Raw genomic sequence first — 16735 nt, 5'->3', positions numbered from 1 at the left:
TAAGTTGTTGAAATGTAACGGTAATTGCATTTTAATCTTTTCTGTAATAGTCTCTGTGACTTGATTTGAATCAAGTTTCACAATTAAGGGACGCAGAGATGAAAGGTCAACCTCAGGTACTCGGTCAGCTCAATAATATTCTCACTTTCGAACTGACTGCCATCAATCAGTATTTTCTCCATGCCCGTATGTATAAGAACTGGGGCTTCGAAGAGCTGAATCATAAGTCTTATAAAAAATCCATTCAGGATATGAAACATGCGGACAAGCTCATTGAGCGTGTACTGTTTCTCGAAGGCTTGCCTAATCTGCAACAACTGCAAAAACTGAGGATCGGTGAGCATTGCGAAGAGATGCTCACTTGTGATAAGACCATGGTCGAGAAGCAAATCTTAGAATTGAGAGCTGCCATCGAGGTTTGTGAGTCGCTAAGAGATTATGTCAGTCGTGATCTACTGGCTGATCTGCTCGAAGATGAAGAGGAGCACCTCGACTGGATTGAATCCCAGCAAGAGCTGATCTCATTAACCGGCATGCAGAATTTTCTTCAATCAAAAATCAATAAATAAGAGGCTATCAGATGAAAGGCAACCAAGAGGTTATCGATACACTCAACCAGCTGCTGACTGGTGAGCTATCGGCAATGGATCAGTATTTTGTTCATGGTTTGATGTATGAAGATTGGGGACTGAATGAGCTTCATACGCGAATATCCCATGAGTCCGATGATGAGAGAGGCCACGCCGCTAAGTTAGTGCAGCGTATTTTATTTCTAGAGGGGACTCCCGATGTTGCCAGTCGCGAAGCACTCAATATTGGTAAGAACACTCAGGAGATGCTACAAAATGATCTCAATTATGAATATCAAGTTGCCGATAATTTGCGTAAGGCGATAGCTTTATGTGAACAGAAGCAAGACTATCAGACTCGTGAAATCTTAGCGGTTCTGTTAGAGGAGACTGAATCGGATCATATGCATTGGATAGAGAAACAGCTTGGCCTTATCGGTCGGGTCGGTTTGCAAAACTATCTTCAATCTATGATGTAATCTGGGTTTCACTCTAAAGTCCACTGCATTGCAGTTGACTGCTTTGAAGTGAAGAGTCTCGGATTATCACTAGTATTAGGCACTCAGGTTGCGAAACTTGAGTGTCTTTTTAGTTTTTATCTTCTATCCTTTCGTACAGCTTGTATTCAGTAAAGTTAGTTATCCTGATGAGAATGATTCGGAGGGGATAAAATGACCATGCATAGAGATATCAATTTTGCGGTAGATCCAGATAATAGCCAGTTAAGGGAATTGTTTCCTGTGGTCGTTAACTCACTATTACTCAAGATTGCCAGTCTGGAGCAGCAACTCTCACAGGCCAAATCAGAGCTTCCTCAATTAGGCACTGTCTCTTTACTCAGCGATGAAGAGCGAAAGATGCTCAATGAGCTGTTCTAATATCAGTCTCATAAATGTCCGCTCGGTTCAGATAATCCCAATAATTTAAATTTCTCTAGTCCTACCGCTTTCTTAGTCGTTAACATGCTTTGCCACTTCAGTTCTTGATTTGTAACATGTAAAAAACACTTTTCACTATTTTATCCTTGTTAAGCCTTCACTCTCGGCGTAGTTCTGCTAGATTGATGGGCTAATAATAAAAATAAGTAAAAGGTACTAGCATGAAGCAGCTAAAAAGCTCCCTCAGTCTCCAACTTGTCTTTGCCATTGTCGGCGCATTAGCTATTTTACTCGTCATCGTTTCAGCCTTCCTCGTTAACGGCGAAAGTGACAGAACACGCAAACAGATCGATGCCGATCTCTCCGCCTTGGTACAGTTTAAATCTAATGAGGTGACTGGCTACTTCGTTGAGAAGGCAAAAGTGATCGATTCTGTGTTTGCCTCGCCTCAATTATTGGACTGGTTCACTCAGTACAATAAGCGACTCAGTAACTTAGATCGCGATGCTGAGTATCAAAATGTCATTCAATACTTCAAACATTTCTCAGACACAGACAGTGATATCAAGTCTGTATTCTTTGGATCGGCGAATACTTTCGAGTATTTCGATCTCAATGGCAGATACGATGATGCGGACTACTACACTAATAAGCGTCCCTGGTGGCAGGAAGGTATCAATAAAAATGGCATGTATGTAACCGATCCTGCGGTAGATGCTAACGATGGTTCTATTTCGGCTACGGTTAAGTCCGTAATTAAGAATGCTAATGGTGAGTTCATCGGCATAGGTGGCATGGATATCTTGATTGATACCATAGGTACTGAGTTGCTAGCCAGGATGAAATATCATGGTCAGGGTCAGGCATTTTTGATGACTCAAAGCGGGCAGCTGGTGTATTTCCCTGGATTTACTCAGGAGTTCCAGCCAGGCTCTCAAGCCAGTAAGGTCGATAGCTATTTTAATGAGACCCAAGGTTTTGGACAACTGACCCGCTTGATGAATTCAAAGGAGCAGGGCGTTGCCAAGGTGACTTTCAAGGGCGTAGAACAAAGGGTCAGCTATGTCAGCGTAGGTGGCAGTTTTCCTCAACAGAAGTGGCATCTTGCCTTTATGCTGCCTAAAGATGTGATTGAGGCACCAGTTAATGAGGCTATAGTTAACGCAAGCTTGCTTGCTGTGGTCATCATGCTCTTGGTAGGCGCTACAGTCTGGATGATGCTGTTACCATTTAGACGTCAGATAAATCGCTTACTCGAGGCGATGGAAGATATTGCCCAAGGTGATAGCGACCTTTCTAAGCGCATCAATATGGACAGAGAAGATGAACTAGGCAAACTCGGTGATGCATTTAACCGTTTTGCGGCTAAGGTACAAGGGATGCTGGAGCAGACCCGTGAACTGACACAGAGGGTCGATTCTGGGGTCAGTGGTGCAGTTGCTATATGTAATGAGGCATTGCATTCGGTTTCTCAGCAGAAGCAGGAGATATCCAGTGTGGCTACTGCTGCAACTGAAATGGCCCATACCTCTCAGGAGATGGCAAATAGTGCTCAGCGAGCCAGTGAGTTTGCCGAGAAAGCTCAACAGGAGTCCCGTGATGGTATGAAGATTGTTGCTAAGGCCACTCAAGGCATGCAGTCACTTTCCTCTCAGGTCATCGAGGCTGCTAAGGTGGTCCGACACCTGAGAACCAGCTCAGAGCAGATTGGCGAGGTACTGAGCGTCATTCGTGGTATTGCTGAGCAAACTAACTTATTAGCACTTAACGCCGCCATTGAGGCTGCACGCGCCGGTGAACAGGGGAGGGGCTTCGCCGTGGTGGCGGATGAGGTGAGAACCTTAGCTTCAAGAACACAAGACTCGACCGCCAATATTCAAGAGATCATTCAGACTCTGCAACAAAATGCGCTGCAGGCGGAACAAGTGATGGAAGAAGGAGTCGAGCAGGCTAATGTGGGTCAGGATCTGACTATAAAAGTCGAAGAGGCGCTAACTGGCATCACCAGTGCTATTTCGGCTATTCAGCAGCAGACTATTGAGATCACCTCAGCTATAGGTCAGCAGGCAGTGGTTACCGAAGAAGTGGCTTGTAATGTGGAGAATGTCCGAGGCCTGTCCGATGATTCATTGGCATCGAGCGAAGCCTTATCGGCGAGTCTGGCCGAGTTTCAGCATGTGACCGAAGATTTGTCGAAGAATATACAGCAGTTTAAGATCTAGCGGCAGGACTTAGCTGGGTGCCAATAATCCTAATGCCAGTCATATATTGACTGGTATTTTTATTTTAATTCTTCTGTCAGGTGATCGATCAGCATACGCACCTTAGGCGAGAGGTGCCTGTTTTGTGGATAAATTGCCCAGATCCCATCATCAGAGGGTCTATGTTGCTCGAGGATTGATACGAGTTTACCGTTCTCAAGATAAGGTAAGACATAATAGTCAGGCAACTGAGTGATCCCTATGGCTTTCACCGCAGCATCGACCAGAGCTCTGCCACTGTTACAGCTCAGACTCCCGCTAACTCTGATACTTCTCGTCTTTCCGCCTTCTTGAAAGCGCCAGTAATCTAATGTACCTAACAGGCAGTTATGTTGATCCAGCTCAGATAAAGAGTGAGGAATACCATAGGTTGAAAGGTAATCCGGTGCGGCGCAGACATAATGGGTTCGTTTTCCCAGCTTCTTAGCCATCATGCTCGAATCTTCCAGTTGACCCAGGCGAATAGCCAGATCATAGCCTTCATCTATCATATCCACCTTGAGGTTAGTCAAGTTGAGCTTAACGTCGAGTTCAGGGTACTTGGCGATAAAGTCATTAATCAAAGGAGCTAGCGTTCTCTCGCCATAGGTCACCGGAGCGGTGATTTTAAGCCGTCCTCTTGGTGTGCTTTGCAGGTTGGTGATTGCCCTTTCGGCTTCATCGAGCCCATCGAGTACTTGCCTGCAATGCTGAAAGTAGATTTGTCCTGCTTCAGTTACCGAGACCTTACGTGTGGTGCGGTGGAAGAGCTTTGTGGCTAATCTGGTCTCTAAAGCGCTGACTTGCCTGCTGACCTGTGCCGTGGATATACCCAGACGTTTTGCTGCCTGAGTAAAGCTTTCGGTTTCTGCTACGGAGACGAATTCACTGACACCTTCCCAGTTAAACATTGTTACCTCCTAGTAAAAGTGATTTTATAATTTGGTGGATTATCATTATTTAAGTTGGGAATATAATACACCCAATTCGCCGGCATCGCTGTTAATTTTACGTGAGCCGGAAAGTACATTCTTATGTTTAGAGGCTGATAGTACTGATGTTGCTGCTCTGTGTTTTTACCTTTTAGGAGTTTAAATTGAAAAAATAGATAACGAACCTATTATCAATAAACTGGGTCAAGCGGTGCACTATGCTGTAAGAGGACTGGCAGTGCTAATGACACTGGTCATCTTATGGAGTGTGATAGATGTGCAGATAGTCATAGCGACAGCATTGATGGCCATATCACGCAAGATCATAGTACTGGATTTTAAAGAGGTTGATGCTGAATATGTCTGGCTTCTGCCGCCGTGATCCTCGCCCTCGGTGTGACTTATTGGTTAATCGCGTTTAAACAGAAAGAAGTTTTGACAGATTCTTAGAAATAAATAGGAGGAGCCCATGGCTGGAGGTTGGTCAAGAGATGGCGCGGTACAAGAGCAAATAGACAGTAGTGTGAATGATGCGGTTGCACAGGCCAGAGACAAATTAAATGCTGGCTCGGGTCTGACTCATTGTGAAGAGTGTGGCATCGAAATCCCCATGGCACGTCGAGATGCACTATCTGGGGTCCGTTTATGCGTCAGTTGCCAGACAGAACAAGATAATCTACAACGTAAACAGGCTGGTTATAACCGGCGTGGTAGTAAAGACAGTCAGCTAAGGTGATTCCACAAGTCTATTATTACCATATGGTAAAGGTAATTTACTTATAAATAGGATTATCATTTTAATTTTGAGGGATATACTTATCCCATATTTAAAGCGGCACGATTTCAGAAATTGGGTCTAGTATCTTTTTCTGGGAGCGCTCCCATGATTCAACCATTATATTTTGGAGCTAAAATGACAGCACAAACAATCAAATCAAAAGCCGCCGTAGCTTGGGCCGTTGGTCAACCTCTGTCTATGGAAATCGTCGATGTAATGCCACCGCAAAAAGGTGAAGTGCGCATCAAGATTATCGCTACCGGCGTATGTCATACCGACGCTTTCACACTTTCTGGTGATGATCCTGAAGGTATATTCCCATGTATTCTTGGTCACGAAGGTGGCGGAATTGTCGAGTCTATCGGTGAAGGCGTGACTAGCGTTCGGGTTGGCGATCATGTTATTCCGCTTTACACCCCTGAGTGTGGTGAGTGTAAGTTCTGTAAATCCGGTAAGACTAACCTGTGTCAAAAAATTCGTGAGACACAAGGTAAAGGCTTGATGCCAGACGGTACCACTCGTTTCTCTAAAGATGGTAAAGATATCTTTCATTACATGGGCTGCTCAACGTTTTCCGAGTACACGGTATTGCCTGAAATCTCATTAGCTAAGGTCAACCCTGAAGCGCGGTTAGAAGAAGTGTGCTTATTAGGTTGCGGTGTCACAACCGGTATGGGCGCGGTAATGAATACAGCTAAAGTGGAAGAGGGGGCTACAGTTGCTATCTTCGGTATGGGCGGTATTGGTTTATCTGCAGTCATAGGTGCGGCTATGGCAAAAGCCGCTCGTATTATCGTTATCGATATTAACGAGAGTAAGTTTGATCTGGCCCGTAAACTGGGTGCAACCGATTTCATCAACCCAAAAAATTATGACAAGCCTATTCAGGATGTCATCGTAGAACTCACAGATGGTGGCGTCGATTATTCTTTCGAATGTATCGGTAACGTCAATGTGATGCGCTCGGCACTTGAGTGTTGTCATAAAGGTTGGGGTGAATCTGTGGTTATCGGTGTCGCCGGTGCCGGACAAGAGATCTCAACGCGTCCATTCCAGCTGGTAACTGGCCGAGTGTGGAAAGGCTCTGCATTTGGTGGTGTTAAAGGTCGCTCTGAGCTGCCTGACTATGTTGAGCGCTACATGGCTGGTGAGTTTAAGTTAAGTGACTTTATCACTCATACCATGGGTCTTGAGCAAGTTAATGAGGCATTCGATCTTATGCATGAAGGTAAGAGCATTCGTACCGTGATTCATTTCGACAAATAAGTAAGCTGATAGCAGATAGAGCGTCGCCATATTCATGTGATGGCTCTTAATAGAAGTATGCAGAACTGATGGTTCATGTCGTCAGTTCTGTTTAGTTAGCACTTTATTGGTGCTTGAGTGATGTCTAGGTAGTAGTGAGGATAGCGGAATAATGACAGTAGAAAATCTCAGTAGTAATAAAACCTTTGGAGGCTGGAACAAGCAATATAGCCACCAGTCTAAGACCTTAAATTGTGCGATGCGCTTCGCTATTTATCTGCCACCTCAAGCTTCGAATGGTCAGAAAGTGCCAGTTCTTTATTGGTTATCAGGCTTGACCTGTAGCGATGAAAACTTCATGCATAAAGCGGGCGCTCATCGTATTGCTTCTGAGCTTGGTATCGCCATTGTTGCGCCGGATACCAGTCCCCGTGGCAGCGATGTTGCCGACGATGAGGGCTATGACTTAGGCCAAGGTGCAGGCTTCTATGTCAACGCTACTCAAGCCCCTTGGAACAAGCATTACCAGATGTATGATTACATCGTCGATGAGTTGCCGGCTCTAGTTGAGTCCATGTTTCCAGTGACTGACAAGCGTTCCATTGCTGGCCACTCAATGGGTGGGCATGGCGCCTTAGTTATTGCCTTAAGAAACAGTGATGCCTATCAGTCAGTTTCGGCTTTTAGCCCTATCAGTAATCCGATAAATTGCCCATGGGGTAAGAAAGCCTTTACGGCTTACTTAGGCCGGGACATGACGACTTGGTCTGACTATGATGCAAGTACCTTAATGCGTAATGCCTCTGCGGAAAATGGTAAATCATTTGTTCCAGCTCTGGTCAGTCAAGGAGAAGCGGATGACTTCTTAGCTGAGCAGTTGAAACCTGAGGTATTAGAAGCCGCGGCCAAAAACAGTGGTTATCCTTTAGCCCTGGAAAGTCATGAAGGTTACGACCATAGTTACTTTTTCATTGCCAGCTTCATAGAGCAGCATCTGAGATTCCATGGCTCGCATCTTAGTGTCAGCTGAAGCTAAGCGATTTTTGCTTCGATAATGCCATTGGGTTAACGACTCAATGGCATTTTTGTTTGTCCCTAGCCCATCAATTGTTCATTCCTCGTTCAAATATTCCCCTTTAGTCTCATTTTTATTGGTTACTGTATTTATATACAGTATAGTGGTGTGAGAGGCTTCTTGTTCAGAGAAGTGTTTAGAAGAGTGCTGTGAAATTGCTTTGAAAACTAATTTTCAGAAAATTATTCATATCGATATGGACTGCTATTTTGCCGCAGTCGAGATGCGCGACTTTCCCGAATTGAGGGGCAAGCCCATAGCTGTTGGTGGTCGCAGTGATCGCCGTGGGGTGATAAGCACTTGTAACTATGAGGCACGGGCCTTCGGCGTTCGTTCGGCCATGGCCTCGGGCTATGCATTAAAACTGTGTCCCGATCTCGTACTCGTACCTGGTCGCATGTCGGTGTACAAAGAGGTTTCGGTGCAGATCCGCGAAGTTTTTGCTCGCTATACCGACTTAATTGAGCCCCTCTCTCTTGATGAAGCTTATCTGGATGTCACCGACTGCACTTTATGTCAGGGCTCGGCTACCTTGATTGCAGAAGCCATCAGGCTGGAGATCTTTGAGATCACTGGCCTCACGGCTTCGGCTGGCATCGCGCCGGTGAAATTTCTTGCTAAGGTCGCTTCAGATCTGAATAAGCCTAACGGACAATATGTGATAACCCCGGATATGATCTCACCCTTCGTGAAAACCTTACCTTTGACTAAAATCCCTGGTGTTGGGAAGGTGACAGGCAAGAAACTTGAAGATATTGGCCTCAAAACCTGCGGCGATCTTCAAGACTATCCGCAAAGTGCCTTGATTGAGCGATTCGGAAAATTTGGCGCAGTCTTGATTGAGCGGGCTCAAGGTATAGATGAGCGCAGTATCTCTCCACATAGAGAGCGTAAATCTGTGGGGGTGGAGACGACGTTAGCAAAGGATATCTATACCTTAGACCAATGTCATGGTGTGATGCCTCAGCTGATTCAGGAGTTGGCTGTACGGGTGACGCGTAGCGCAAAAGATCGCATCATCAATAAGCAGGTGGTTAAGCTTAAATTCAGTGATTTTAAACAGACTACCATAGAGCATAGAGCCGATGAGATGTCGGTGAAACTATTTTATGATCTGCTCACACAAGCGCTGGAGCGTCAGCAAGGGAGAGGCATTCGCTTATTAGGTGTATCGGTCGGCTTAGCGAGTCAGTCGTCGGTAAATACCAAAGAGGCTGAGAATGAAGTGAGAGAGTCACAGATGGACTTAGGATTTTAAGAAGTAGGATTTAAAGAAATAACTAGAACCTAGGAACGAGATCTTAGGTTCTAGAAACCTTGTTTATCCTTTCTCTGGAATACGTTCCAGAACGGCTAACAGCAGCTTGTAGTACTGGCCTACGGTCTCAATGAGTACCTTCTCATCGGGGCTATGTGGATAGCGGATAGTCGGGCCAATCGATACCATGTCCATCTCAGGGTAAGGCTTCTTAAACAGTCCGCATTCAAGACCCGCATGAATAACCATGATCACAGGCTCTTTGTTGTAGATACTGTCATAGGTTTCACGCACTAAGGCCATCACGGGTGAGCTGTTGTCGGGCTTCCATCCTGAGTAAGCACCGCTAAACTCTATCCCGACACCGGCTAAGTTTGTCAGCGACGTTAATACACTTTCAATTTCATCTCGACCTGAATCGATCAGAGAACGAATTAAGCAGAGAATTTCAACGCTCTCTGTTTCGGTGCTGATGACGCCGACGTTTAATGAAGTCTCAGTAACGCCTTCAACCTCATCACTCATACGGATCACGCCATTTGGACAGGCATTGAGTAGGTCAATAAGCATGTTCTGAGTATCTTCGCTCATGACTTGCTTGGCGGCCGATACTTGGGTTAGTTCGAGTAACATATCGGGATCGGCAATGGCTAGCTCTTCCCTTATCAGGGCTTGAAATTTTGTTGCCTGAGTCTCAAGTTCAGCAATGTTTTCAGTAGGTAACATAAAGCTTGCACTGGCTTCGCGGGGGATGGCGTTACGCAGAGAACCACCGGTAAAGTCAGTTAATTCCAGCGCCAAGTCATCGGCATGATTAAACAGGAAACGTGCCAGCAACTTGTTGGCATTACCGCGTCCAAGATGTATGTTCACACCAGAATGGCCACCTTTTAAACCCGATAGGGTCAAGGTGTATGTCGAGTTACTCGACTCTGGAGCTTGCCACACCATAGGCACACTGATCTGGGCGTCGACACCACCGGCACAACCCATGTAGATCTCGCCTTCTTGCTCAGAATCTGTGTTGATCAGGATCTCGGCATCCAGATAACCCGCTTCGAGGCCAAACGCGCCTGTCATGCCCGCCTCTTCATCGATAGTTAACAGAACTTCTAATGGGCCATGGGCGATATCATCTGAGCCTAAAACGGCTAATGCCGATGCCATGCCTATGCCATTGTCCGAACCTAAAGTCGTGCCCTGAGCCTTAACCCAGTCACCATCCACGTAAGGAATGATAGGGTCTTTCTCAAAATCATGAACCTTATCTGAGTTCTTCTGGGGAACCATATCGATATGGGCCTGCAGGGCAACAGTCTTACGGTTTTCCATGCCAGGAGTGGCTGGTTTCTTGATGATGAGGTTACCGACTTTATCTTCAACAATTTCAAGTTGTTTATCTCTAGCCCAAGCTTGAATATGTTCGCTGAGCGCTTGCTCATGCTTGGAAGGATGCGGGATCGCACAGATCTGTTCGAACCACTGCCAGAGTGCTTGAGGTTGTAGTTGGCTTATTGCTGTCACGGATAACTCCCCTAGAAAATACGACTTTGAGGCTAAATTTAACCGCATTCTATCACAGCTCCCCCCCAAGTTTATCAGGCCCGTATTTTGTCTATGTAAAGGCTGTCATACAAAGTTTCCAGCAATATTTTATAAGCACTTGGCATGGGCACCACTTAGGTTAATAATACCAAGCAATAAATGCACGCTAGTTGCTAATAGCTATAAGAATATGTGTTCTGTAATGACGCATTTAAAACAAGGTTTTATCTGTGATTTATAGAATTCAATGACACGATCTCACAAGCAGAAGGATGGTTCATGGCTCAGGTTAATTTTGTTGATGTACTCGATGATAATGCAATCTTCGAAGGCAGTGGTTGGGATGCTTTAGTTGTGGTGACTACCGATATCAGTAAATCTGGTTTCGATGAGGTGACCTTGCTGGCGGAGCACGGTGCTAAGGTCGACAAGCGCGTAGGTCTATCGCCGACCCTGTTGTTTGCCCCAGGACTCGCTGGTGGCCGCTTGATTATCTCACCGGTGAAAAACAGCCAAGATGATTTTGAAGATGTGCGTATCTTTGCCGATGCGGCCAGGTCTGGAATTAAATTGGCCAAAGATGCCGGTGCTATTCGTCCTTTGTTAGTTGTGGCAATAAACCGTGAGGAGCGTTATCAATTTTCGACTCAAGTTGCCGCATTAGCATGTGGACAGGAGCTATGGCGAGCACTTGAGCGACGTGAAGCCAGTGGCGATACGCCAGCATTCGAGGCTATTGGTCTGTTTAATTCTACTCAAGCTAGTCAGAGCCTGAACGCCATAGAAGCCGGTAGAAATCTAGCCAGAGATCTGTGTGGCACAGAGCCTGAGCGTATGTCGGCGCCAGCTTTTGCCGATTACTGTGTTGCCGCCTATCAAGATTCCGGCTTGACGATGTGTGTGGTAGAAGACAGAGATGTATTGGAGCGGGATTATCCTCTGCTCAGTGCGGTAGGCCGTTCTTCATTTGCGGTTTCAAGGCATCAGCCCCGTGTAGTAAAGCTTGAGTATGTCGGCGAAGGTGAGATAGAGCATACTTACTTCTATGCGGGAAAAGGCGTTATCTATGATACCGGCGGCGCCGATATCAAGGTAGCTGGTGGCATGGCAGGTATGAGCCGAGACAAAGGTGGGGCGGCGGCAGTTGCTGGCCTGATGAAGACACTATCTATGCTTAAGCCTAAGGGGATTCGTGTCGTTGCCGAGCTTGGCTTAGTGCGTAACAGCATAGGCAGTGAAGCCTTCGTTACTGATGAAATCATCACCAGCCATGCCGGCGTTCGAGTCAGAATTGGCAATACCGATGCGGAAGGCCGACTCGTGCTGGCGGACTTGCTTTCTCATTTGCGAATTAAAGCTGAAAAATCTGTTAAGCCTGAGCTATTTTCGGTGGCGACATTAACCGGCCATGTGGTGCGTTGTTTCGGCGGATATACCGCTACCGTGGAAAATGCTGTGGCGAAGCAGGCGGGTGTGGCTGCCAATATGGCTCATTTAGGTCAGGTTTGGGGTGAGCCTATCGAGCAGTCAGTGCTGCGCCGCGAAGATTTTGCCAAGATAGTTGACCCATCAGGCGCGGCGGATATTCTCTCATCCAATAATGGACCATCATCGGTAACGGCTCGAGGTCATCAGTATCCGGCAGCGTTTCTGTTAGAAGCATCCGGCTTGAGTGCCCATGGCCTTCATTCTAATAAGCCTATGGCGTTCACTCATGTGGATATCGCTGGCAGTGCCACCGAAGGCCATCCGCTTTACGGCAGCCCGACGGCCACCCCACTGGTCGGCTTATATAAGTACATGACTCTTATAAGTAAGTGATTAAGAGTTAATGGGTATCTACTATCGGTAACGGCTCGAGGTCATCAGTATCCGGCAGCGTATCTGTTAGAAGCATCGGGCTTGAGTGCCCATGGAGATCTGTCTCTATGGGCCTTTTTATCTGCAGCATCAGGTCTGAGTGTCTATAGGCTCCATTCTTGTTATAAAATTTCATTTTGTTTGAATAAGTAGGTGTATAACCTAAAAACGTTTTTCCTGTTGTAAAATTACGCATTGTTGCGTCATATCTGGGTAATAATTAAGTTTTATTAATCTAGATCAAATAAAGCTTGTAATAAAACTACATTTATTTATAATGGCTCCATTGATTAGGCAAGCAGCCTCTTTCAATAAAGTCTATCTAGGAAGGATAATTCTCCAAGGAATCGAGCGACAAGTTGACTCTATCGTGTTTTTTCTGCTTTTTAAGGCTTAACCCGCTGACAATAAGCATGAATGACAAGGGTAATTTAATTACAACTTTGTTAGGAGTATTGACTATGTCTTATACTGGAATGCAGTACGTTTATTGGCAAAATTCTTGGTTCTGTACTGAGGCTTTGCGTGGCGGCTTGTACCCAATGAACTTCAAGGACTAACCCTTCTTGTGGTTTTAGTTTCAAGGGTTGACTACCCTGTTATTTACTTCACTATTTTGAATATTGAGTGATAACCATCTAGTTACCATCCATCAACCTTAATCCCTTTTGGGATCTTTAGACTCAAGAGGTTTGTTGTTAAGTTATTCAATTTAATGTTGGATATCTGAATGATAAGCCAGTGTAACTGTTAGCGCGGAAACTCTTTCCTTTCGGAACGCTTGAAATTAGTCGTTGCCTGCTCATTGAGCAGGCTTTTTTTCGATTATTTTAAGTGAGCTCCTTTTGTGTATTATTCAATGCTCAATGCTCCCTCTATACCAGTCTTTTATGCCAGCCTCTAATAACTCTCTTTGTGCTTTAATTACTAAATGTGACTGTTTTTTGCTTTGTTTACGTTAATTAGAATTAAATCTTGTAATTTAATTACGAAATGAATATAATCTCTCTCGTTGGTTAGGCAATGATGCCTTCCACCTCTAAGTCTATCCAGGATGGATAATTCTCCAAGGAATCGAGCGACAAGTTGACTCTGAGGTATCGCGTTTAGATTAACGCAGTACCAAGTTTGACTAGAGTAAGTTTTACAACTTTGTTTAGGAGTATTGATTATGTCTTATACCGGAATGCAGTACGTTTATTGGCATAGCACTTGGTTTTGTACCGATACTTTACGTGGCGGATTATACCCGTTGACCTTCAAGGACTAACCTTCCTTAGAAGTAGATCTGTAGAGAACAAAAGGGCTGACTGTCCCTTCTATCATCTAAGTTAACCCCTTGTGATAGCAAGCTAGTTACCATCTATCAACCCTTTTCCCTTTTGGGATATTATGACTCGAGTTGTATATTGATGATCGTTTTGAGCGAGTCGATATACCAGTGTAACTGTTAGCGCAGAAACTCTTTCCATTTGGAACACTTGAATTAGTCTTGGCCTGCTCATTGAGCAGGCTTTTTTTTGCCTTTATTTCGAAGTTTGAGATATGTATTGTGCAAGATCGCGAGTCTAATCCAGTTTTTACATCTATAGCCTTCCAGTGTTTGCCTTTCAGTGTTTGTTATTTAGCTAGATTTCACTGACTATAGGCCCATTCGGATCACATGTTCCAACATAATCATATTCAGGGATTGAGCGTCATGTTAGAAAAACTATTTAAACTCAAAGAGAACCATACATCGTTGAAGCAGGAGGCGGTGGCTGGGTTAACCACATTTCTAACTATGGCATACATCATTTTCGTTAACCCTATGATGCTTGCTGATGCAGGCATGGATCATGGCGCCGTGTTTGTGGCAACCTGTCTGGCTGCGGCTATTGGCTGTTTGGTCATGGGAATTGTGGCTAATTATCCAATTGCCTTAGCACCAGGCATGGGCCTCAATGCTTTTTTCACTTATACCGTGGTTGGCGAGATGGGTTACACCTGGGAGACGGCGCTTGGGGCTGTATTCTTATCAGGAATTTGTTTTCTGGTTCTTTCTTTGGTGAGAATAAGAGAGTGGATCGTTAACAGCATTCCCATGTCCTTGAGGCTTGGGATCGCCGCGGGTATTGGCTTATTCCTCGCGCTGATTGGCTTGAAGAGCGCAGGGATAGTGGTAGCGAGTCCTGTGACTCTGGTGACTATGGGAGATATCACCGCATTTCCTGCCGTTATGGCGGCAGTGGGATTTTTCTTGATAATTGCCATGGTGCAACGGGGCATGAAATCGGCAGTGGTGGTGAGCATTCTTTCTATTACCCTGCTTGGCTTGGTGTTTGGTGATGTACAATATACTGGGGTAGTTTCTATGCCTCCTTCTATCATGCCGACTTTTATGAAGATGGATCTGGCCAGTGTGTTGGAGATCAGCATGATATCGGTCGTATTCGCCTTCTTATTTGTCGACTTATTTGACACCTCTGGCACCTTAGTCGCCGTGGCTCAGCGTGGCGGATTTCTGGATGATAAGGGGCGCCTGCCCAGGCTGAAACGCGCATTAACTGCCGATAGTACAGCGACTATTGCTGGCGCTATGTTGGGCACCTCGACGACCACAAGTTATATTGAGTCTACTGCCGGGGTCAGTGCAGGTGGCCGAACTGGGTTAACTGCTGTGGTGGTTGGACTCCTTTTCTTACTCTCGTTATTCATTTCGCCACTTGCCAGCATGGTACCTGCCTACGCTACAGCAGGTACGCTGTTCTATGTGGCAATTTTGATGATGTCAGGTCTGGTTCATGTTGAGTGGGAAGACTTGACTGAAGCGGCACCAGTAGTTGTTGTGTGTATCTTGATGCCACTGACATTTTCAATTGCTACCGGGATCGCCATGGGCTTTATATCTTATGCGGTGATCAAGTTGATGAGCGGCCGTTATAAAGATCTGAGTGTCGGTGTGGTGGTGTTGGCCGTACTCTTTATTGCTAAGTTTATCTACGGTTAATGAGTTAAGTGATAAAGTGAATATTGCATACTATTAACGTGGGATTACTACATAAAATATAAGGTCATACAGTGTATGGCCTTATTTTATGGTTTTTATTCACAACTTAATGGATTTAATGCTTCTTTTAGCCAGTTGACTACCATTTAGCCTCAGGATTGGGTATAACGCTAAGTTCGGCTCTTTTTTTATAATGACAATGAATTTAAGTGAGATTGGTTATCGCCGCATAGTGGTGAAATTGGGAACTAGTGTGCTGACTTCCGGCAGTAAACAGCTGGATAAGGCACACATGGTTGAGTTGGCAAGGCAGATGGCGGCGCTGATGAAAGCGGGTGTGGAAGTCGTCTTGTGTACTTCGGGGGCGATCGCGGCAGGTCGCGAGCATTTAGGCTACCCCAAACTCCCCGATACGGTAGCCAATAAACAACTTCTAGCCGCCGTTGGTCAGAGTCAGCTTATTTTAGCCTGGTCACAACTTTTCAGTATCTATGGCCTCCATGTTGGCCAACTTTTACTTACGCGCGCCGACCTTCATGATAGGGAGCGTTACCTTAACGCCAGAGATTCACTCAATGCTCTGCTTGCTCAGGGCATCATTCCCATCATCAATGAGAATGATGCGGTAGCGACCAATGAGATAAAAGTGGGTGATAACGACAATCTTTCCGCCCGAGCGGCGCTGCTTTGTGATGCTGATCTGCTTATCTTGTTAACGGATCAGCAGGGCTTATTCGATGCCGATCCTCGTTCAAACCCCGATGCCAAACTGATCAAACAAGTGGTCAATATAGACGATAGCTTGAGATTACTTGCTGGTGGTGCCGTCTCCGGTCTGGGAACTGGCGGAATGGCAACAAAACTCGAAGCGGCTGATATTGCCCGACGAGCAGGTGTCGAGGTGGTTATCGCTTCGGGTCATCATCCACAGGTGATACAGAAATCTGTCTGTAAGGAGCCTGTAGGCACTCATTTCACCGCGCTGGAAAATCCTCTGGAGAGCCGTAAGCAATGGATCTTAGCGGGCCAGGCGACCAAAGGTAAACTCGTGCTCGACCAAGGTGCTGTATTGGCAGTGACTCAGAAAGGACGAAGCTTACTCTCTAAAGGTATCATTCAGGTGTTGGGAGAGTTCGACCGTGGGGCGACGCTGCAACTTATTGACAGTGACGGTAAAGAATATGCGAGAGGCATGAGCCGTTATAGCGCCAAAGACCTGATTAAGATAGCGGGGGAGCATTCAGATAATATTGAGTCTCTGCTCGGGTATGACTATGGTGATGCCATCGTTCATCGCAACGATATGGTCGTTCTTTAAAACGAAGATGAATGGATCTTAGGTTGCGGATCCTTCTAAAAATTTAGG

General features: G+C 45.6%; 14 protein-coding genes. 12 read left to right on the top strand and 2 right to left on the bottom strand.

All coding sequences use genetic code 11. From position 1 onward, the window contains the following. The first annotated feature begins 98 nt into the window (after positions 1-98). The 4 genes from bfr (sps_RS21180) to sps_RS21165 all read left to right on the top strand — a co-directional run bounded on the left by bfr (sps_RS21180) (position 99) and on the right by sps_RS21165 (position 3669). Positions 99-569 (top strand): bacterioferritin, encoded by a 471-nt coding sequence (gene bfr / locus sps_RS21180; protein ID WP_077754313.1) that lies wholly within the window; start codon positions 99-101, stop codon positions 567-569. An 11-nt stretch (positions 570-580) separates the two neighbouring features. Further along, a complete protein-coding gene (gene bfr, locus sps_RS21175) occupies positions 581-1048 on the top strand; it encodes a bacterioferritin (protein ID WP_077754312.1) in 468 nt (155 codons plus the stop codon). A gap of 192 nt (positions 1049-1240) precedes the next feature. Further along, positions 1241-1447, top strand: a complete 207-nt coding sequence (locus sps_RS21170; protein ID WP_077754311.1) for a hypothetical protein — start codon at positions 1241-1243, stop codon at positions 1445-1447. 221 nt (positions 1448-1668) lie between these two features. After that, positions 1669-3669 (top strand): methyl-accepting chemotaxis protein, encoded by a 2001-nt coding sequence (locus sps_RS21165; protein WP_077754310.1) that lies wholly within the window; start codon positions 1669-1671, stop codon positions 3667-3669. Positions 3670-3728: 59 nt separating this feature from the next. On the opposite strand, the gene sps_RS21160 is transcribed toward sps_RS21165, so the two are convergent. Beyond that, positions 3729-4598, bottom strand: a complete 870-nt coding sequence (locus sps_RS21160) for a LysR family transcriptional regulator (RefSeq protein WP_077754309.1) — start codon at positions 4596-4598, stop codon at positions 3729-3731. 265 nt (positions 4599-4863) lie between these two features. On the opposite strand from sps_RS21160, the gene sps_RS28970 reads away from it, so the two are divergent. The 5 genes from sps_RS28970 (at position 4864) to dinB (ending at position 8975) form a co-directional block, all read left to right on the top strand. After that, complete coding sequence (locus tag sps_RS28970) at positions 4864-5001, top strand: phosphate-starvation-inducible PsiE family protein (protein WP_237157902.1); 138 nt, start codon at positions 4864-4866, stop codon at positions 4999-5001. Between the two features lie 87 nt (positions 5002-5088). After that, entirely contained in the window at positions 5089-5355 is a 267-nt protein-coding gene (locus tag sps_RS21150; RefSeq protein WP_077754308.1) for a DksA/TraR family C4-type zinc finger protein, read from the top strand. A 177-nt stretch (positions 5356-5532) separates the two neighbouring features. After that, complete coding sequence (locus tag sps_RS21145) at positions 5533-6663, top strand: S-(hydroxymethyl)glutathione dehydrogenase/class III alcohol dehydrogenase (RefSeq protein ID WP_077755804.1); 1131 nt, start codon at positions 5533-5535, stop codon at positions 6661-6663. Positions 6664-6814: 151 nt separating this feature from the next. Then, complete coding sequence (gene fghA / locus sps_RS21140) at positions 6815-7672, top strand: S-formylglutathione hydrolase (RefSeq protein ID WP_077754307.1); 858 nt, start codon at positions 6815-6817, stop codon at positions 7670-7672. 205 nt (positions 7673-7877) lie between these two features. Continuing rightward, entirely contained in the window at positions 7878-8975 is a 1098-nt protein-coding gene (dinB, locus tag sps_RS21135; protein WP_077754306.1) for a DNA polymerase IV, read from the top strand. Positions 8976-9038: 63 nt separating this feature from the next. Here the strand turns inward: dinB and sps_RS21130 are convergent, their stop codons facing one another. Next, positions 9039-10499, bottom strand: coding sequence for an aminoacyl-histidine dipeptidase (locus sps_RS21130; RefSeq protein ID WP_077754305.1), 1461 nt, complete (start codon positions 10497-10499; stop codon positions 9039-9041). Positions 10500-10799: 300 nt separating this feature from the next. Between sps_RS21130 and sps_RS21125 the strand changes: the two genes are divergently transcribed. From sps_RS21125 to proB, 3 genes are all read left to right on the top strand, one after another. After that, positions 10800-12341: a M17 family metallopeptidase gene (locus sps_RS21125; protein ID WP_077754304.1), complete on the top strand. Its 1542-nt coding sequence runs from the start codon at positions 10800-10802 to the stop codon at positions 12339-12341. A gap of 1738 nt (positions 12342-14079) precedes the next feature. Continuing rightward, entirely contained in the window at positions 14080-15369 is a 1290-nt protein-coding gene (locus sps_RS21120) for an NCS2 family permease (RefSeq protein WP_077754303.1), read from the top strand. A 199-nt stretch (positions 15370-15568) separates the two neighbouring features. Beyond that, on the top strand, positions 15569-16687 hold the full coding sequence (gene proB, locus sps_RS21115) for a glutamate 5-kinase (RefSeq protein ID WP_077755803.1): 1119 nt from the start codon (positions 15569-15571) through the stop codon (positions 16685-16687). Positions 16688-16735 lie beyond the last annotated feature (48 nt).

The sequence above is a fragment of the Shewanella psychrophila genome, from assembly GCF_002005305.1.
Lineage (GTDB): Bacteria > Pseudomonadota > Gammaproteobacteria > Enterobacterales > Shewanellaceae > Shewanella > Shewanella psychrophila.
The sequence above is the reverse complement of the archived record's forward strand: the minus strand, read 5'-3'. Positions and strand labels throughout refer to the sequence as shown.